This window comes from Pandoraea sp. NPDC090278 (assembly GCF_044772185.1).
Lineage (GTDB): Bacteria > Pseudomonadota > Gammaproteobacteria > Burkholderiales > Burkholderiaceae > Pandoraea.
On the sequence record NZ_JBIVYJ010000004.1, the window covers coordinates 36,256 to 54,120 of the forward strand.

A 17,865-nucleotide genomic window follows, 5' to 3' on the forward strand; every position below is an offset into this window, starting at 1 on the left:
ATGGCACTCAGTCCTGAACAGCGGGCGAGAAACCTGCGCACCGGGCTGATTCTCGGCTCGGTGGTGCTGGTGTTCTTCATCGGCGTGATGATCAAGACCAAATTGTTAGGCGGTATCTGATGGCTGGTATGCGACGCCTCAACGTGCGCACCTTCAGCAAGCTCTTGCTGCTGGTCGCGGTGATGTTCGGATTCGGGTACGCGATGGTGCCGTTCTACCGCGCGTTCTGCGATCTCGTGGGCATCAACCAGTTGGGCGATCGCACGACCGAGATCAGTGCACGCAATTCGCAGGTCGACGAGAGCCGCACGATCACCGTCGAGTTCGACGCCAATGCGCAGGGACCGCTGCGCTTCAAACCGGCGAAGAGCAGTCTGACGGTGCACCCGGGCGAGATTGCGACCATCGAATACGAAGTGGCGAATCAGCAACCGCATGAAGTTCGCGCGCAGGCGATTCCTAGCTATGCGCCCGCACAGGCGGCGAGCTACTTCAAGAAGATCGAGTGTTTCTGCTTCACGCAGCAAACGCTCAGGGCCGGAGAGGCCAAAGAGTTTCCGGTGGTGTTCGTGGTCGACACGAAGCTGCCCAAAGATGTGAATACGATCACGCTGTCCTATACTTTTTTCGATCTAGGCAAGAACGACGCCGGTCAACGTGCGGACGCCCCGACGGGTTCCCAGGTTGGCGAGGTGAGCGCGGGAGCAGGAACGATAGAGGGAGGCAAGGGCGGGAATGGATGACCTGAAGGAGGCGACCCGGCGCAAGCTGTCTTTCTTCCAGACCATCGGTGCGGTGTTCTGGTCGTTTTTCGGTGTGCGCAAGGGACGTGATCACGACCGCGACATGGCACAGCTCAACCCTGTGCATCTGATCGTGGCGGGGTTGATCGGGGGCATCCTGTTCGTTGTGGCGCTGGTGTTTCTGGCGAAGCTCGCCATCCGGCTCGCGACGTGATTGGTACAGACAAAGAGAACCAAGCCTGGAGAGATAAGAATGAGTGGTCAACACCAAACGGCGCCGTACTACTTCGTGCCGGCCCCCTCGCGTCACCCGGTGAGCTGCAGTGTCGGCCTGCTGGTGGTGCTCGGCTCAGCCGCAGCGTGGGTCAACGGACAATCGTGGGCCCCGTGGACGGCGCTGGCCGGTCTGCTGTGGGTGCTGTGGGTGCTGCGCAGCTGGTTCGGCGACTCGATCGCCGAGTCCGAGGGCGGCCTGTACAGCAAGCGTATCGACGTGTCCTATCGTTGGGGCATGAGCTGGTTCATCTTCTCCGAAGTGATGTTCTTCGCGGCATTCTTCGGCGCGCTGTTCTACGCGCGTGCGCTGGCCATGCCGTGGCTCGGCGACCTTGATAACAAGCTGCTGTGGCCCGACTTCAGCGCCGTGTGGCCGAACGCCGGCCCGGCTGGCGTGGTCGATGCATTTGAGACGATGGGTCCGTGGCCGATCCCGACGCTCAACACGGCACTGCTGCTGACCTCGGGCGTCACGCTCACGATCTCGCACCACGCATTGCGTGCGAACCATCGTGGCAGCGCGATCTTCTGGCTGTTCGCTACCGTCGTGCTCGGCTTCGTGTTCCTCGGCTTCCAGGCGTACGAATATCACCACGCCTACACCGAACTGAACCTCAAGCTGACCTCGGGCGTGTACGGTTCGACCTTCTTCCTGCTCACGGGCTTCCACGGCTTCCACGTGATGCTGGGCGCGATCATGCTCTCCGTGATGCTGGTGCGCTTGATGAAGGGCCACTTCACGCCGGATCATCACTTCGGTTTCGAAGGCGCCGCCTGGTACTGGCACTTTGTGGACGTCGTGTGGCTGGGGTTGTACGTCGTCGTCTACTGGCTCTGACGTCGGCACGGGAACATGCTTAGGGGACGCCGCCGGATTCCGGCGGCGTTTCCATTTGGATGCGGCCTTATGTCGCACGAACGTCGCGACACCGGTGGTGACGGCATTGCGCCACCGAGGTGAATGTCGGTAAAGGTTATTCGGCGTAAAGCAGCGTGGCAGGGATGGGGTGCGGCGATTTGCCGCAGGTGCCCGGCGCGGGACTCAGTATCGTATGCCCGTGCTGTGAATCCAGCCCATCCAGTTGGCGAACAGGATGAGCAGAAACAGCGTCACCGACAGGCCGACGCGCACCATCAGCGATTGCACGGTGCGGTTCGATCGGCCCTTGTCCCGCATCATGAAAAACAATGCGGACGCCAGACTGCCGAGAATCAGGACGAAGGCGATGGCAACGATGATGCGCATGATCTGTCCGATGACGGGAATTCGTCATTATCGGGCAACGCACACGCGCTGGCACGCTGCAATGCAGTGTGGACAGCCCGTGTTGCGCAACATCGGGCGGCAGCCGGACAAGGAACGTACGTGTTGAAAACTCTCTTGCGCGGCATGCGGCCTGTGCCGACCGTGCTGATACTGCTGGGCGTGATGCTCACCGCCGCACTCGGCGTGTGGCAGTACCAGCGTGCGCAACTACGTCTGGCGCGTCAGGCGCAGATCGAGCAGGCGGAGCGCGCACCGGTCATCGCGCTTGGCGCACAGGCCTATTCGCTGGACGACGTGGGCCATCGGCGCGTGCGCGTCACGGGCCGGTTCCTGCGTAATCGCGTGGTGTATCTCGATAACCGTCCGCGCAACGAGCTGCCCGGCTTCTATGTGGTGATGGCGTTGCAAGTCGCGCCCGATCACGTGGTGCTCGTCAATCGAGGGTGGCTGCCGCGCGACCTGCGCGACCGCGCGTCGATCATGCCGTATGCGACGCCAGCGGGCGATATTACGGTCGAAGGCCTGGCCATGCCCGACCCGTCGCGCGCCTTTGAACTGGGGCATGGCGGCTCGGCGGCGGGGCTGTCGATTCGTCAGAATCTCGACGTTGCGGCATATGCGCGTGAGACGTCGCTGCCGCTGCAACCGTTCGTCATCATGCAGACGAACGACACGGGCGATCACCTGCTGCGCGACTGGCCGCAACCGGCAAGCGGCGCGGATCGCAACTATGGTTATATGGCGCAGTGGTTCGGCATGTCGCTGATTCTGGCGCTGCTGGGACTGCGTCTGGCGTATCGGCGCGGCCGTCGTATGGCGACGGTGACCAACAAATTCACGCGGGCATAAGACGCGCATAAGGCGAACATGAGTGCAAATGTGAGTACGGATCGCAGTGGAAGTCCTGCCGTCGACCCGGTGCAACGACGCCGCGCGAGGCGCATGCTCGTGCTGCTCTTCGTGGTGTGCGCCGCGCCTGCGGTAGCGGCGTATCTGATGTATTTCGTGTTCAAGCCGCAGGGCGGCACGTCCGCCTACGGCAAGCTGATCGAGCCGCAGCGTCCGTTGCCTGCGCTCGTCGTGCACGACGACGAAACGGGCGAGAACCTGCCGCTGTCGTCGCTCAAGGGCAAATGGCTCATGATCAGCGCCGACACGGCCACGTGTGATGAGAACTGCGTCAGCAAGCTGTTCTACATGCGGCAGATCCGCGTCTTGCAGGGCAACGAGCGCACGCGGGTGGAAACGCTGTGGCTGGTGACGGACGCCTCGAAGGTGTCGCAACAGATCGACGATGCCTATCCCGATACGCGCCGTCTGCGTGCCGATCCCGTCGCACTCGCCTCGTGGCTGCCGACGCAGGACGGCACAGGCCTGCGCGATCACATCTATCTGGTCGACCCACTGGGCAATCTGATGATGGCGTTCCCGAAGAACGCCGATCCGGGCAAGATCAAGAGCGATCTGTCGCGACTGTTGAAGTGGTCGGGGACGGGTTGATGGGGTGAGGGAATGTCCCTCGCGCGATGATTGAAACGAATGGCCCCGGGGCGCACGTGCGCCCCGGACATATTGAAGAACTGACGTAAAACCGATGCTTTACCTTCTGGAACTGGGCTTCATCGGCCTGTGTATCGCGGTGCTGCCGCTCGGCTGGGTGCTGCTGCGCCGCGACGCGAACAAGTACCGCAAACTGGCCTGGGTGACGACCTTTCTCACGCTCGACCTGATCATGTTCGGCGGCTTTACGCGTCTGACGGATTCCGGTCTCGGATGCCCCGACTGGCCGGGATGCTACGGCACGTCGTCGCCGTTCGCCGCGCATGCGGACATCCACGCCGCGCAGTTGATGCTGCCTAGCGGCCCGGTGACCTTCGTCAAGGCGTGGATCGAGATGATCCACCGGTATTTCGCGATGTCCGTGGGCGTGCTGATCATCACCCTGATGGTGATGGCATGGGTGAAGCGCCGCGAGCTGAAGCAATCGCCGTGGCTAGCCACGTGGCTGCTGGTGCTTGTGTGTGTGCAGGGCGCGTTCGGGGCGTGGACCGTCACGATGAAGCTGCAACCGGTGATCGTCTCCATCCATTTGATGTTGGCGCTCACTTTGCTCGGGTCGCTGGCATGGCTGGCATGTCGGCAGATGCCGCTGGCCAGCGTAGCGGCTGATGCCGGGGCCTTGCGCTGGCGGTGGGCGGCGCTGATCGGGCTGGCGTTGCTCGTCTTCCAGATTGCCCTTGGCGGATGGGTAAGCACCAACTACGCTGTATTGGCATGCACTGACTTCCCGACGTGTCAGGGTCAGTGGATTCCGTCGATGGACTTCCACAACGGGTTCAAGCTATGGCGAGAACTGGGCAAGACGGCCGGTGGCGAGGTGATTCCGATGGATGCGCTCGTGGCGATCCACTGGGTGCACCGGACGTTTGCCGTGGTCGTGGTGCTGTATCTGGCGTGGCTGGCGAGCCGCCTGCGACGTCATGCCGCGCTCAGAAAGCTCTCGATTCTGGTATTTCTACTGGTGCTCGTGCAATTCGCGACCGGATTGTCGAACATCGTTTTCCAATGGCCGCTGCTCAATGCCATCGCCCACAACGGCGGCGCGGCGGTCCTGCTGCTTTTGCTTGTCATGTTAAACTACCGCATTCGCGCCGCCCGCCTAGTCGCAGCGGCGCCCATTGCGGCCAGCCTGATAGATCAGGCAGACGTCCCGGCCCGCCAGAAGCCTTTCTCCGCAGCGGAGCCGGCTGCCGCACCGCTCGGCGCCCCGTCTGGCCCGGCGTAGCGCATTGCCTTCAGAGTGTATGAAAAGCACGACCCTTCCCCATCCGCCGGCTAGCCGTATCGCGCAATACTGGGCGCTGACCAAGCCCCGCGTGACGCAGCTCGCCGTCTTCTGTGCCGTGATCGGCATGTTCCTGTCCACGCGCGGCATGGTGCCGTGGCAGGTGCTGATCGGCGGCACCATCGGTATCTGGCTGCTCGCCGGATCGGCCTTCGCCGTGAACTGCCTGATCGAGCAACGCGTCGACGCGCTTATGCGCCGCACTGCGTGGCGTCCGTCGGCACGCGGCGAGATCGCGCCGTGGCAGATCATCGTCTTCTCGACGATTCTGGGTGCTGCGGGCATGGTGGTGCTCTATACGTTCACGAATCCCCTGACGATGTGGCTGACGCTCGGCACGTTCGTCGGCTACGCGCTCATCTACACCATCATCCTCAAGCCCTCGACGCCGCAGAACATCGTGATCGGCGGCGCGGCCGGTGCCATGCCCCCGGCCCTCGGCTGGGCCGCTGCGACCGGCGCAGTGCCTGCCGACGCGTGGATTCTGGTGCTCATCATCTTCGTCTGGACGCCGCCGCACTTCTGGGCGCTCGCGCTCTACCGCCGTCAGGATTACGTGAATTCGGGGCTACCGATGCTGCCGATCACGCACGGCGAGAAGTACACGCGTCTACAGATCCTGTTGTACAGCGTCGTGCTGTTTGCCGTGTCGCTGCTGCCGTTCGCGCATCGCATGAGCGGCTATCTGTATCTCGTGTCAGCGGTCGTGCTCTCGGGCATCTTCCTCGGTTACGCGGTCAAGCTGTGGCGCAAGTATTCCGATGAGCTCTCGCGCTCGATGTTCCGCTATTCGATCGTCTACCTCTCGCTGCTGTTCGCGGCGCTGCTGGTCGACCATTACGTGCAGATCTACCTGCTGGGCTGAACCTCCGGGGCCTTTGCCCGTCACAGGCTGAGTCACGACGACAGGCGCGTTACGGTATTCTTCGCCGGCGCGCCTGTTGTGTTTTCCGAAGGCGTTTTTTCCATACGTTCTGGGGTCATTCGTTCATGAATCTTGCTGTCATCTGGTTGCGCCGTGCGATGTTGCTGATGGGGCTGACGGTGCTTCTCGCCGCCTGCGGTAAAGAAGGGCCGACGTTCACGAGCCTCGATATCACCGGCAACAAGGAATTCGCCAAGGACTTCTCGTTGCAGGACCCGCAGGGCAAGACGCGCACGCTCGCCGATTACAAGGGTAAGGCTGTGGTGATGTTCTTCGGCTACACGCATTGCCCGGACGTTTGCCCGACCACGATGGCGGAACTCAATCAGGTGATGCAGAAGCTCGGTGCGGACGATGCCCAACGTGTGCAGGTGTTGTTCGTGACGGTCGATCCGCAGCGCGATTCGGCCGAGCTGATGGGCCAGTACGTGCCAGCGTTCAATCCGGCGTTCGTGGGGCTGCGTCCTGCGGATGACGCCGCGCTCAAGGAAGTCACCAAGTCGTTCCGCGTGGTGGTCAACAAGGTGGAAGGGTCGACGCCCAACAACTACACCATCGACCACACCGCTGGCATTTACGTCTTCGATCCGAACGGGCAATTGCGCCTGTTCATGCGTCCGGACGAGCCGGTCGATGCAATGGCCAAGGACCTGAAGACGTTGCTGAGCTAAGGCTTCGATCCGTCGCAGGATCTCACCGCATAAAAAATCGCGCCCCTGGAGGCGCGATTTTCGTTTCTACATTCACTTTGACGCCGACCTATGACGGCTCGGCGTCGTCAGGCTCAACTACCCTTCCTGACTGCGACGTTCGAGGTCGTCGTGCGCTTCGAACCACATCACGTTGATGATGCCGAACGCGAGCGCGAGGCCAAGGCCGAGAATCCAAGAGAAGTACCACATGTCGCGACTCCTTGATCAGTACATCGTGTGCGGGTTGTCGTTGACCGTCTCGATCGTCACGCGGCCACGGATCACGCGGTACACCCAGCCGGTGTAGAGCAGGATGATGGGCAGGAAGACGATTACGGCGATCAGCATGATTTGCAGCGTGAGCTGGCTCGATGTGGCGTCCCAGACCGTGAGGCTGCTGCCCGGCGCAGTGGCCGACGGCATGACGAACGGGAACATCGAGAAACCGGCGGTCAGGATGATGCCCGCGATCATCAGCCCGGTGACGACGAACGTCCACGCATACGCACGGCTCGTGGCGAGCAGGGCGGCGAGCAACGCACACAGACAGGCGACGACCGGTGCCGCAATCATCCACGGGTAGGTGTGATAGTTCGTGAGCCACAAGCCCGGGCCGGTAGTGACTTGCTTCATCAGCGGGTTAGCCGGTGCGTCGGTGGCCGCCATCTGCGTGATGGCGAAGCCGTCGACGTGCGTGGCGACCAGCACCCCGGCTACGAGGAACAGCAGTAGCGTGCCCAGTGCAGTGAGACGCATGATGCGTCCGGCGCGCTCGGCCACAAGCGGATCGGCCTTCATGCGAAGGTGCGCGGCACCGTGCGTGACCAGCATCAGCAGGCTGACCAGTCCGCACAGCAGCGCGAACGGGTTGAGCAGGGCCCAGAACGAACCGGTGTAGGTCGAGCGCAAGGTGTTGTCGAACGAGAACGGCAGGCCGAGCAGCAGGTTGCCAAAGGCGACGCCGAACACCAGCGACGGCACCGTGCTGCCGACGAACAACGCCCAATCCCACGAGTTGCGCCAGCGTGCGCTCGGCAACTTGTTGCGGTAGTCGAAGCCGACCGGTCGCAGGAACAGCGCGAAGAGCACCAGCAGCAGCGCCCAGTACAGCCCCGAGAAGGCCGCGGCGTAGACGAGCGGCCACGCGGCGAACATCGCACCGCCTGCCGTCACGAACCACACCTGGTTGCCTTCCCATGTGGGGGCGACGGTGTTGATGATGACGCGTCGTTCCGCGTCGGTCTTGCCGAGGAAGGGCAGCAGCGTGCCGGTGCCCATGTCGAAGCCGTCGAAGAAGGCGAAGCCGATCAGCAGCACGCCGACGAGCACCCACCAGATCAGCTTGAGTACGGTGTAATCGATCATCATGATGTGTGTCTCCCTGACGATCAGACCGAAGTTGCCGGACGGTCGCTCGCAATCGCAGCCCCGCTCGACCCTTCCGTCTCGAAGTGATAGCGGCCGGTGTGCAGCGACGACGGGCCGAGCTTGACGTACTTCACCATCAGGAACATCTCAATGATGAGCAGCGCGGTGTAGAAGATGATGAAGCCCGCGAGACTCATGTACAGATCGGTGGCAGACAGCGACGACGTGGAGAGATGCGTTGGCAGAATACCGGCGATGGTCCACGGCTGACGTCCCATTTCGGCGACGATCCAACCGAACTCGGCGGCGAGCCACGGCAGCGGAATCGCCCACACGCACCAGCGCAGGAACCACGCCGAACGCGGCTTGAGCAGACGGCGTCGTGCGCACAGCCAGAACGCCCACAGGAACGTGAAGAGGAACAGGAAGCCGAGGCCGACCATGATGCGGAACGACCAGAACACGGGCGCGACCGGCGGGATCGTGTCGTTGGCCGCCATCAGGATCTGTTCCGGCGTGGCGTCGACGACGTTCGGCGTGTACTTCTTGAGCAACAGGCCGTAGCCGAGGTCGTCCTTGTACTTGTCGAACTCGGCGCGCACCGCTGGCGACGTATCGCCGCCGCGCAGCTTTTCGAGCGCTGCGAACGCGATCATGCCGCGCTTGATGTTGTCCTTATGCTCGTCGCGCAATTGCGTGAGGCCGATGACCGGCGTGTCGACCGAGCGCGTGGCGATCAGCCCCATCGCCCAGGGAATCTTCACCGCGTAGTCGGTGCGTTGTTCCTTCTGGTTCGGGAAGCCGAAGAGCGTGAACGATGCGGGCGGCTTGGCCGTCTCCCATTCCGCTTCGATGGCCGCGAGCTTCACCTTCTGCACTTCACCCGTGGTGTAACCTGATTCGTCGCCCAGCACGATGACGGACAGCGTGGACGCCAGACCGAAACCCGCTGCGACCGCGAACGAGCGTAGCGCGAACGGCACGTCGCGACGCTTGAGCAGGTACCACGCAGAGATGCCGAGCACGAACATGGCGGCGGTCACATAACCGGCCGAGAGCGTGTGCACGAACTTCACCTGAGCGACCGGGTTGAACACCACTTCCCAGATGCTGCTCAGCTCCATGCGCATGGTCTCGTAGTTGAAGTGTGCCCCGATCGGATTATTCATCCAGCCGTTGGCCACGAGAATCCACAGCGCCGAGAGGTTCGAGCCGAGGGCCACCGCGAAGGTGGTGGCGAGGTGGCCGATGCGCGAGAGCTTGTTCCATCCGAAGAAGAACAGGCCGACGAACGTGGCTTCCAGGAAGAAGGCCATCAACCCTTCGATTGCGAGTGGCACACCGAAGATGTCGCCGACGTAATGCGAGTAGTAGGCCCAGTTGGTGCCGAACTGGAATTCGAGCGTGAGACCCGTGGTCACGCCCATCGCGAAGTTGATCAGGAAGAGCTTGCCCCAGAACTGGGTCATGTCCTTGTAGATCTGCTTGCCGGTCATCACATAGACCGATTCCATGATGACGAGCAGCCACGACAGGCCCAGTGTGAGCGGGACGAACAGAAAGTGATACAGCGCCGTTATGGCGAACTGCAAGCGCGAGAGGTCGACGACTTCGCTACTGATCATGGCGGACACCTTGATTTTTGGTGGGGGACTGCGCTTCGACGGCCTGCGGCCCTATCAGGGCGCGGGCCACGACGTCCGGCGGCAATTGCATGTGCTTGGCCATCGGAGCGTCGAAGAACGCGTGCTTCAGAATGAACAGGAGTACTACCTTGATCGCGAGAACGATTAGGATTTCGAGGGCAAAACGGGAAGGGCGGGTGCGCCAGCGCCGGATCGTCCAGGCGACGATGCCCGTGGCTGCCGGTGTCGGCTGCGCCGGGACCGCTGCGGCCGATGCTGCCGGTGAGGCCGTGGCGTGAGGCTTCAGACTGCTAGGAGAGTGGGTGTCCATCCGTGACGGCTCCTGGCGTCGAAAGTCGTGTTGTTGGGAACAGCGTCGACTTTCGGCGCATTTTGCCTTATCGCTTGAAAATGTCAAACCGCAGCGCACGGGGGCGGATGACACGCAGATGACGCTGGTTCGATGCGGATCTGCCAATGCGAGCAACGGCAGATGAGAAGCGGATTCGAGACAAGGGTCCGGCGCGGCGAACGGCCCCCGGGCCGTCCTTCGCACGCAGCATGGCTACGTACGAGCCGATTCTATCGACGGGCTCAGTTGCGGACCTTGCGATGCATCAAGTCGCGATCAGATGGCGGATGAACTTTCGAAGTCCAATAAAAAAGCCCCGCGAACCTCTCGGGGCTTCACGGGGCTTGGCGGTCGGCGATGTTCCGTCGACTTGGGGATCGCAGTGTCGTGTGGCAATTTGTCGCTGCCTTCGACACCCGATCCCGGTATTACGCGTAGGCTTGCAACGCGCCTTTCATCTTCTTCATAGCGGCTACTTCGATCTGACGGATACGCTCGGCGGAGACGCCGAATTCGTCTGCCAGTTCGTGCAGCGTGGCACCACCGCTGCCGTCGTCGGCGACCGACAACCAGCGCGCTTCGATGATGCGGCGGCTGCGCGGGTCGAGACGGCCAAGCGCCGTTTGCAGACCGTCGCTCTGCAGATGGTCACGCTCGCGTGCGGCGATCACGGCGGTCGGCTCCTGATGGGAGTCGGCCAGATAGGCGATCGGGGCGAAGCTCGCGCTGTCGCCGTCGTCGCTGTGACCTTCGAGGGCGATATCGCCGCCCGACATGCGCGTTTCCATCTCGATGACGTCTTCACGCTTGACGTTCAGATCGCGTGCTACCTGATCGATCTCTTCCGGCGTGAAGGCCTGCAAGCCTTGCTTCTGGCTACGCAGATTGAAGAACAGCTTACGCTGAGCCTTGGTCGTGGCGACCTTGACCGTGCGCCAGTTCTTCAGCACGTATTCGTGAATCTCGGCCTTGATCCAGTGCATGGCGTACGACACGAGCCGGACACCCTGTGTGGGATCGAAGCGTTTGACGGCCTTCATCAGGCCGATATTGCCTTCCTGAATCAGGTCGGCGTGCGGCAGACCGTAACCGAGGTAATTACGCGCGATCGAGACCACCAGACGCAGGTGCGAAAGCACGAGCTGGCGGGCGGCTTCGAGATCGTCGTTTTCACGCAGACGCTTGGCGAGCGACTGCTCTTCCTCGGCGGTGAGCAGGGGAATGCGATGGACAGCCTGAATGTAGCTGTCGATATTGCCCAGACTGCCCGGCAGCATCAGCGCCGACGGGGCAAGTGCGAGGGCACGCGAATTCGGCGCCGTGCCGGTGGCCGGCGTCGTCGGATGCTTGTTGGCGGCAGTACTCAAGTGGTGGACTCCTGGTTAGCCTCTGGGAAAGCATTTTAGCACTCTCTTTCGATGAGTGCTAAAGACGTTAGAACCCTTACCGGACGGGAAGTTTCCGGCTTCTTGGGGTTTTCCAGCACCCCCCGTCAAACGGGAGAAGTCACTGGCGCAAACGTGACTCGGATGGTGTAAATTGCAACCCAAGCCACGAGCGTAAAGTGATGGCGAAGGATGGGAGGTCAGCATGGCGGGAAAGCACATTGACGCGGTACGACAACTCGAATCGGCCCGCTTCGAAGCGATGATCGAAGGCGATGTCGATGAGCTGGAAAAGCTCCTCGCGGACGATCTGTTCTACGTGCATTCGAATGGCAAACGCGAGACCAAGCGCGAGTTTCTCGACGCGATCAGCTCCGGCCGCCGCCGTTACCTCGACATCGACGTTGACCCGAAAGCGCAGGAACTCCGCCAGTTCGGCGACACGGTGGTCGTCACCGGCAAGCTCAAGGTCGAACTGGAAACCGCGACCGGTTCGCTCGCGTCGCAAATGACCTACACGGCCGTGCACAAGCTGCTGGCCGAAGCGTGGCTCGTCATCTCCTGGCAGGCCACCCGCATGGCGTCGGCCGACTGACCCGCCCGGTACTCTCCGGGCGTCCTCTCCAAAACAGAAGATTTGATGTGTTTCGGGATGAAATGTTCCGGAAATATCGTATTTCTCGGTGACATTTCGATTTTGTGACGAAATTTGCGCGAGTTATCCGACGTTGCGTGCGTATTTCGTTTCAATGCGTCGATGACGCGCTTAGTCCGATGGTCTGACGGATCACTTCGACCTGACGGGCGATGGGGGCGGGCACTGGCATCTCTCCGGCGAGCACCGCTTCGATCCAACGCGCAGTGGCGGGGGCGTCGGCTGCGGGTAGGGACGGCGGTGCGCCGGTAGCCCCTTCTTCCGCTTCCTGCCACGACCGGAACGCCCCATCCGAAAACCCATCTATCGCCGCCTGCCGACGGGCATCCGCGACCGGTTCGCCTTCCGTGCCGCGTGCGAGCAGCACGCCGGGGGCGGCGCTATTGGTCGCGTCGGCAAACATCTCGCTCAGCGTTTCCCGGTACTCCGGGTGTGTGTAGTTCACGAGCCGCAGCGCCGGTCCGGCGAAGGGCTGCAAAAGCTTGACGACGGTGTGCCCGGAATTGCGCACGCCGAGTGCCGCACGCATCTCCAGGAGTCGTTCCAGCGCAGGCGACAACGCCGCAATCGGCAGATAGGCGACGCGGCGAGTGCGCAGGGCTTCCTCCGCCTCGGCGGCCGATTGGCTCGCGGGATGACCGAGTTCCGCGAAGATCGCCTGTGTGCCGACGCGATTCGCGCCGCTGTGATGTTGTCCGTGCACCAGCACCGGGATGCCGTCGCGCGCGAGCAGCAGCGCCAGCAATGGTGTGAGGTTCGGTTGTTTGCGCGCGCCGTTGTAGCTCGGCAGCAGCACGGGCGGCGGGGCGTCGGCCGGGGCGACGAGCGGGGTGAACGTGGCGTGCGCGGCGTCGAGCATGGCGCGCAGTTCCACGGGCGTCTCGCCCTTGATGCGGTACGCGATCAGTACGCCGCCCAGCTCGGCGGGCGAGACCCGGTCGGCGAGGATGGCGTCGAACAGCGTGCGAGTTTCGTCCGCGCTCAGCGCGCGTGCGCCTTTCGCACCACGGGCGATGATCTTGAGCAGCGGGGCGCAGGCAAAGGGGGCGGCAGAGGTCATGACGCGGCTATCTGTGGAATGCGGCTTCTGGTTCGTGGGAGAGTCGCTATCCATCATACGCAATCAGGTGTCATCGGGGCCAGCGCTTGCAGTACCATCTCGTGTTCGGGCGCGCTTGCGGCCCCCTCGGATTCTCACGATCCCTGGTCGCCGCGTCTCCCCCAATTACCGCTTTTCCCGCATTTTCGATTTCGAGGTCAGCCCCATGTCCACGCTCACGCTGTACAGCTATTTCCGCAGTTCTGCGGCCTACCGAGTGCGTATCGCCCTGAACCTCAAGGGACTCGACTACGACATCGTGCCGGTGCATCTCGTGCGCGACGGTGGTGAACATCTCAAGCCAGCCTACCGAGCGCTCAACGCCAATGCGCTGGTGCCGACGTTCATCGACGGCGACGTCAATATTCATCAGTCGCTCGCCATCATCGAATATCTGGAAGACGTGCATCCCACGCCCGCGCTGCTGCCGTCCGACCCGGCCACGCGTGCGCAGGTCCGCGCACTGGCGCTGGACATCGCGGCCGACATCCACCCGATCGACAACCTGCGCGTGCTGCGTTTCCTCAAGCACGACATGGGCGTGACGGAAGAGCAGAAGAACGCTTGGTACGTGCACTGGATCGTGGAAGGGTTCAAGGCGCTTGAAGCGCGTCTCGCGGCACAGACGTCGCCGGGCAAGTTCGTCGTTGGCGATACGCCGACGCTGGCCGATTGCTGCCTCGTGCCGCAGATCTACAACGCCAATCGCTTCAAGGTCGACATGACGCAATTCCCGCGTATCTCCGCCATCCACGCGCATTGCCAGACGCTCGAAGCGTTCCAGCGCGCCGCACCCGAAGCACAACCGGACGCCGAGTAAGTCTCACGATGATCGATCCGGCTTTCTGGCGGGGCATGGCGCTTGGCGCCAGCCTCATCATGGCAATTGGCGCGCAGAATGCGTTCGTCTTGCGTCAGGGGATTTTGCGACGTCACGTAGGCATCGTCGTGACGGTCTGCGCGATCTGCGACATGACGCTGATCGCGGCGGGCGTGGCGGGCATGGGCGGCCTGATTGCCGCTTATCCCCGCTTCATCACGATCGTGACGTGGGGTGGCGCGGCGTTCCTGTTCCTCTACGGCTTGCGCGCATGGCGCGCAGCGTTTCGCGGTGCAGGGGCCTTGCAGGCGGACGGTAGCCGCGCGGCGACGCAGGAGATGTCGTGGCAACGCGCCATCGGCCTCGTGCTGATGCTTTCGCTGCTCAACCCGCACGTCTATCTCGACACGGTGATCCTGCTTGGCGGCATCGGCGCACGCGAGCCGTCGCCGGGCAACATGTGGTTCGCGGGTGGCGCGATGATCGCGTCCATCCTCTGGTTCACGGCGCTCGGTTACGGCGCACGTTTGCTCGCACCACTCTTCTCGCGTGCCCGCGCGTGGCAGATTCTCGACGGCGTTGTCGGCCTCATGATGTGGGGGCTCTGCGCAGGGCTCGTCGCTCAGCAGATGTAACGTCTTTCCGCAGACGAAAAGCAAACGGCCCGCCACGTGAGTGTGCGGGCCGTTTGTTTTGATGCGTTGGCTTCGCGGTGTTGTTCGCGCTTACCCCAGCAGGGCGTCGGCGAACTCGCGGGCCGAGAACGGTTGCAGGTCTTCCACCTTCTCGCCCACGCCGATGAAGTACACCGGGACCGGACGCTGACGGGCGATGGCTGCCAGAATGCCGCCCTTGGCCGTGCCGTCGAGCTTGGTCACGATGAGACCGGTGAGCTGGAGGGCGTCGTCGAATGCCTTGACCTGCGTGAGCGCGTTCTGGCCGGTGTTGGCGTCGATGACGAGCAGCACTTCGTGCGGCGCGCCGTCGGCCGCCTTGCCCAGCACACGCTTGATCTTCTTGAGCTCTTCCATCAAATGCAACTGCGTGGGCAGACGGCCTGCCGTGTCCGCCATCACGATGTCGATCTTGCGGGCGCGGGCGGCGCTCACAGCGTCGAACACGACGGCTGCCGGATCGCCGCTTTCCTGCGCGACGACGGCGACGTTGTTGCGTTCGCCCCAGATCGCCAGTTGCTCGCGGGCTGCCGCGCGGAACGTATCGCCCGCTGCCAGCAGCACGGACTGGCCGTAGTGCTGGAAGTGCTTGGCGAGCTTGCCGATGCTGGTCGTCTTCCCAGCACCGTTCACGCCCGCGATCATCACGACCATCGGCGCTTCGCGGCCCAGCACGAGACTCTGTTCGAGCGGTTGCAGCAGGTCGACGAGCAGGTCGTGCAGCGCGCGCTTGACCTGTTCGCCCTCGGTCAGACGCTCGGCCTTGACCTTCTTGCGCAGGGCGTCGATCAGATAGGTCGTGGCGTCTACACCTGCGTCGCTCATCAGGAGGGCGTCTTCGAGCTCTTGGAACAGGTTCTCGTCGACTTTTACTCCGACGAAGATGCTCGTGATGCCTGAGCTCGTCTTCGACAGCCCGGCCTTCAGGCGCGTGAGCCACGAACGCTTGGCGGCCGGTTCAGGGGCCGGAGCTGAGACGATTTCGCCGATGGCTTCGCCTTGCGCGTCCTTCACGACGACCGGGGCGGGCGGCGGGGCTGCCGGGGTGACGGGCTCAACGAGTTCGACGGGTTCAGCAGGTTCAGCAGGTTCAGCAGGTTCAGCAGGTTCAACGGCCGCGGTTTGAATGACGGGCTCGACCGGTGTCGGCTGAGGGGCAGGCGTCGGTGCAGCCGCAACCGGCGTGCGTGCCGTTGGGACATTGACCCGTGCCGGCTCGGAATGCGCCGAATTTTCGGCAGCACTGACGGCCGGTTGAGCGGGCTGAACTGCTTGCGTCGGCGCAGCTGCGGGGGCGGGCGGCGTAACCGGTGCCGGTGCGGCAGATTGGACCGTCGTCGGCTGGCTTGTGGACGCCTGCGGCGTAGCGACGGGAGCGGCCGGTGCAACAGGCGCAACAGGCGCGACGGGCGTGACAGGTGCCTGCGGGCTTTCCGGTTGCTGCGTCGCTGCGGAAGACGCTTCGGATTCGGGCGATTCGGTCGGTGCGGGGCTCGTTTCGGCGGCCTTGTTGCCGCCCGACTTGAAGCGCTTGAAGAAACTGAACATGGGGTGAGGAACTCGACGTGGGGGCGCGCTATCGGCGTGCGACTATGAATTGTCCTGCCATTCGCGTCGCACAAAACCCCCTACAATGGGCAGGTCGTTGTTTCCGACGCGGGAAATGCGACGTATTTTATCAGACGCGAATCGACGTCCATGATGGGCGAAAGGGGATCCATGACGGGAACCATGCGCTGGCGACACGCCTTGGCCGGACTGGCCTTGGCCGGTGTGATGAGCCTGGGCCACGCCGCTGACACCGGCGGCAGCAAGACAACGGATAACACTTCGGAATTCACGCTCTCGAACGGTCTGCGGCTGATCGTGCGCGAAGACCACCGGGCACCGACGGTCGCCCATGTGGTCTGGTATCGCGCCGGGTCGCTCGACGAGTTCAACGGCACCACCGGCGTCGCCCACGCGCTTGAGCACATGATGTTCAAGGGCACCAAGACCGTCGGCGCGGGCCAGTTCTCCCGTCAGGTCGCCGCCCTCGGCGGTCGTGAGAACGCTTTCACCAGCAAGGACTATACCGGTTACTTCGAGCAGACGGAGAAGTCGCGTCTGCCGGAAATGATGCGTCTCGAAGCCGATCGCATGGCGAATCTGACGCTCTCCGCCGATGAGTTCGCGAAAGAGATTCAGGTGGTGATGGAGGAGCGTCGTCTGCGCACGGACGACCAGCCGCGCGCACTGCTCTATGAGCAACTGATGGCCACCGCGCTCGTCGCGAATCCGTATCGTCGCCCGATCGTCGGCTGGATGGACGATCTCCAGCACATGACCGTGCAGGACACGCGTGACTGGTACGAGCGCTGGTATGCGCCGAACAATGCCGTGGTCGTGGTGAGCGGCGACGTCGATCCCGCGCAGGTCAAGGCGCTTGCCGAGAAGTACTACGGCCCGATCAAGTCGCACACGCTGCCGGAACGCCGCCCGCAAAACGAACCGGCGCAGATGGGCGTGCGCCGCGTGTTCGTGAAAGCACCGGCCGAGAACCCGAACGTCATGCTCGCGTGGCGTGCGCCGCGTCTGAACGATGTCGAGAAGGACGACGACGTCTACGCATTGCAGGTGCTCTCCGCCGTGCTCGACGGGTATGGCAACGCGCGTCTGACGAGCCGTCTGGTGCGAGAGCAGCGCATTGCGAACGATGTCGGCGCGAGCTACGACGGCGTAGGCCGCGGCCCGCAGTTCTTCATCATGGACGCGACGCCTGCGCAGGGGAAAACGCCGGAGCAGATCGAGAAGGCCTTGCGTGCGCAGATCGCCGACATCGCGGCACACGGTGTGACGGAGGCCGAGCTCAAGCGCGTGAAGGCGCAGGTGGTGGCGTCGCAGATCTACAAGCGCGACTCGGTGTTCGGTCAGGCGATGGAAATCGGGCTGAACGAGATGTCGGGCATTTCGTGGCGTCAGATCGATCGCATGCTTGAAAAGGTGAAGGCAGTCACGCCCGCGCAGGTGCAGGCGGTGGCGGGCAAGTACTTCGGCGACGAATCGCTGACGGTTGCCACGCTCGTGCCGCAGCCGATCGACGAGGCGACACGCAAGCGCCGCGCCCAAGGGGCGCAAGACCTGAAGAACATGCGCTGAG

21 protein-coding genes are annotated in these 17,865 nt (G+C 63.1%); 13 read left to right on the top strand and 8 right to left on the bottom strand.

Going from position 1 to position 17,865, the window contains the following annotated elements:
• The 4 genes from ACIQWO_RS15280 to ACIQWO_RS15295 are packed head-to-tail and all read left to right on the top strand — an operon-like array spanning position 1 to position 1,857.
• Positions 1 to 120, top strand: coding sequence for a cytochrome oxidase small assembly protein (locus tag ACIQWO_RS15280; RefSeq protein WP_211279338.1), 120 nt, complete (start codon positions 1 to 3; stop codon positions 118 to 120).
• Entirely contained in the window at positions 120 to 743 is a 624-nt protein-coding gene (locus tag ACIQWO_RS15285; RefSeq protein ID WP_402825498.1) for a cytochrome c oxidase assembly protein, read from the top strand. The genes ACIQWO_RS15280 and ACIQWO_RS15285 overlap by 1 nt, the downstream gene beginning before the upstream one ends.
• Positions 736 to 957 carry a DUF2970 domain-containing protein gene (locus ACIQWO_RS15290; RefSeq protein WP_150661054.1) on the top strand — a complete coding sequence of 74 codons (222 nt, stop codon included), beginning with the start codon at positions 736 to 738 and terminating at the stop codon, positions 955 to 957. The genes ACIQWO_RS15285 and ACIQWO_RS15290 overlap by 8 nt, the downstream gene beginning before the upstream one ends.
• A 39-nt stretch (positions 958 to 996) precedes the next feature.
• Positions 997 to 1,857, top strand: a complete 861-nt coding sequence (locus ACIQWO_RS15295; RefSeq protein ID WP_402825503.1) for a cytochrome c oxidase subunit 3 — start codon at positions 997 to 999, stop codon at positions 1,855 to 1,857.
• Between the two features lie 204 nt (positions 1,858 to 2,061).
• Here ACIQWO_RS15295 and ACIQWO_RS15300 read toward each other — a convergent pair whose 3' ends face one another.
• The gene (locus tag ACIQWO_RS15300) at positions 2,062 to 2,265 is read right to left on the bottom strand and encodes a twin transmembrane helix small protein (protein ID WP_039395424.1); all 204 of its coding nucleotides are present in this window, start codon (positions 2,263 to 2,265) and stop codon (positions 2,062 to 2,064) included.
• Positions 2,266 to 2,409: 144 nt separating this feature from the next.
• On the opposite strand from ACIQWO_RS15300, the gene ACIQWO_RS15305 reads away from it, so the two are divergent.
• The 5 genes from ACIQWO_RS15305 to ACIQWO_RS15325 all read left to right on the top strand — a co-directional run bounded on the left by ACIQWO_RS15305 (position 2,410) and on the right by ACIQWO_RS15325 (position 6,727).
• Positions 2,410 to 3,135, top strand: a complete 726-nt coding sequence (locus ACIQWO_RS15305; protein WP_402826824.1) for an SURF1 family protein — start codon at positions 2,410 to 2,412, stop codon at positions 3,133 to 3,135.
• A gap of 18 nt (positions 3,136 to 3,153) precedes the next feature.
• Positions 3,154 to 3,786 carry an SCO family protein gene (locus ACIQWO_RS15310; RefSeq protein ID WP_402825506.1) on the top strand — a complete coding sequence of 211 codons (633 nt, stop codon included), beginning with the start codon at positions 3,154 to 3,156 and terminating at the stop codon, positions 3,784 to 3,786.
• Between the two features lie 94 nt (positions 3,787 to 3,880).
• Positions 3,881 to 5,071, top strand: a complete 1,191-nt coding sequence (locus ACIQWO_RS15315) for a heme A synthase (RefSeq protein ID WP_402825509.1) — start codon at positions 3,881 to 3,883, stop codon at positions 5,069 to 5,071.
• 19 nt (positions 5,072 to 5,090) lie between these two features.
• On the top strand, positions 5,091 to 5,996 hold the full coding sequence (gene cyoE, locus ACIQWO_RS15320) for a heme o synthase (protein ID WP_150661057.1): 906 nt from the start codon (positions 5,091 to 5,093) through the stop codon (positions 5,994 to 5,996).
• Positions 5,997 to 6,121: 125 nt separating this feature from the next.
• The gene (locus ACIQWO_RS15325) at positions 6,122 to 6,727 is read left to right on the top strand and encodes an SCO family protein (protein ID WP_150575368.1); all 606 of its coding nucleotides are present in this window, start codon (positions 6,122 to 6,124) and stop codon (positions 6,725 to 6,727) included.
• A 117-nt stretch (positions 6,728 to 6,844) separates the two neighbouring features.
• On the opposite strand, the gene cydX is transcribed toward ACIQWO_RS15325, so the two are convergent.
• The 5 genes from cydX to rpoH all read right to left on the bottom strand — a co-directional run bounded on the left by cydX (position 6,845) and on the right by rpoH (position 11,370).
• Entirely contained in the window at positions 6,845 to 6,958 is a 114-nt protein-coding gene (cydX, locus tag ACIQWO_RS15330) for a cytochrome bd-I oxidase subunit CydX (RefSeq protein ID WP_402825514.1), read from the bottom strand.
• Positions 6,959 to 6,973: 15 nt separating this feature from the next.
• Positions 6,974 to 8,110 carry a cytochrome d ubiquinol oxidase subunit II gene (gene cydB / locus ACIQWO_RS15335; RefSeq protein WP_402826827.1) on the bottom strand — a complete coding sequence of 379 codons (1,137 nt, stop codon included), beginning with the start codon at positions 8,108 to 8,110 and terminating at the stop codon, positions 6,974 to 6,976.
• Between the two features lie 26 nt (positions 8,111 to 8,136).
• Positions 8,137 to 9,741 (bottom strand): cytochrome ubiquinol oxidase subunit I, encoded by a 1,605-nt coding sequence (locus tag ACIQWO_RS15340; RefSeq protein ID WP_150736627.1) that lies wholly within the window; start codon positions 9,739 to 9,741, stop codon positions 8,137 to 8,139.
• Complete coding sequence (gene cydP / locus ACIQWO_RS15345) at positions 9,731 to 10,072, bottom strand: cytochrome oxidase putative small subunit CydP (RefSeq protein ID WP_402825518.1); 342 nt, start codon at positions 10,070 to 10,072, stop codon at positions 9,731 to 9,733. Before cydP ends, ACIQWO_RS15340 begins: the two co-directional genes overlap by 11 nt.
• A gap of 449 nt (positions 10,073 to 10,521) precedes the next feature.
• Complete coding sequence (rpoH, locus tag ACIQWO_RS15350) at positions 10,522 to 11,370, bottom strand: RNA polymerase sigma factor RpoH (RefSeq protein ID WP_224786753.1); 849 nt, start codon at positions 11,368 to 11,370, stop codon at positions 10,522 to 10,524.
• Positions 11,371 to 11,683: 313 nt separating this feature from the next.
• On the opposite strand from rpoH, the gene ACIQWO_RS15355 reads away from it, so the two are divergent.
• Complete coding sequence (locus tag ACIQWO_RS15355; RefSeq protein ID WP_039395446.1) at positions 11,684 to 12,073, top strand: nuclear transport factor 2 family protein; 390 nt, start codon at positions 11,684 to 11,686, stop codon at positions 12,071 to 12,073.
• 151 nt (positions 12,074 to 12,224) lie between these two features.
• Here the strand turns inward: ACIQWO_RS15355 and ybiB are convergent, their stop codons facing one another.
• On the bottom strand, positions 12,225 to 13,193 hold the full coding sequence (ybiB, locus tag ACIQWO_RS15360; RefSeq protein WP_402825522.1) for a DNA-binding protein YbiB: 969 nt from the start codon (positions 13,191 to 13,193) through the stop codon (positions 12,225 to 12,227).
• A gap of 205 nt (positions 13,194 to 13,398) precedes the next feature.
• On the opposite strand from ybiB, the gene maiA reads away from it, so the two are divergent.
• Together maiA and ACIQWO_RS15370 are read left to right on the top strand one after the other, a co-directional pair.
• Positions 13,399 to 14,052: a maleylacetoacetate isomerase gene (gene maiA, locus ACIQWO_RS15365; RefSeq protein ID WP_402825525.1), complete on the top strand. Its 654-nt coding sequence runs from the start codon at positions 13,399 to 13,401 to the stop codon at positions 14,050 to 14,052.
• Between the two features lie 8 nt (positions 14,053 to 14,060).
• Positions 14,061 to 14,687 carry a LysE/ArgO family amino acid transporter gene (locus ACIQWO_RS15370; RefSeq protein WP_402825528.1) on the top strand — a complete coding sequence of 209 codons (627 nt, stop codon included), beginning with the start codon at positions 14,061 to 14,063 and terminating at the stop codon, positions 14,685 to 14,687.
• A gap of 90 nt (positions 14,688 to 14,777) precedes the next feature.
• On the opposite strand, the gene ftsY is transcribed toward ACIQWO_RS15370, so the two are convergent.
• A complete protein-coding gene (ftsY, locus tag ACIQWO_RS15375) occupies positions 14,778 to 16,274 on the bottom strand; it encodes a signal recognition particle-docking protein FtsY (protein WP_402825531.1) in 1,497 nt (498 codons plus the stop codon).
• A 171-nt stretch (positions 16,275 to 16,445) separates the two neighbouring features.
• Here ftsY and ACIQWO_RS15380 point away from each other — a divergent pair, with 171 nt between their 5' ends.
• Positions 16,446 to 17,864 carry a pitrilysin family protein gene (locus tag ACIQWO_RS15380; protein ID WP_150736632.1) on the top strand — a complete coding sequence of 473 codons (1,419 nt, stop codon included), beginning with the start codon at positions 16,446 to 16,448 and terminating at the stop codon, positions 17,862 to 17,864.
• Position 17,865 lies beyond the last annotated feature (1 nt).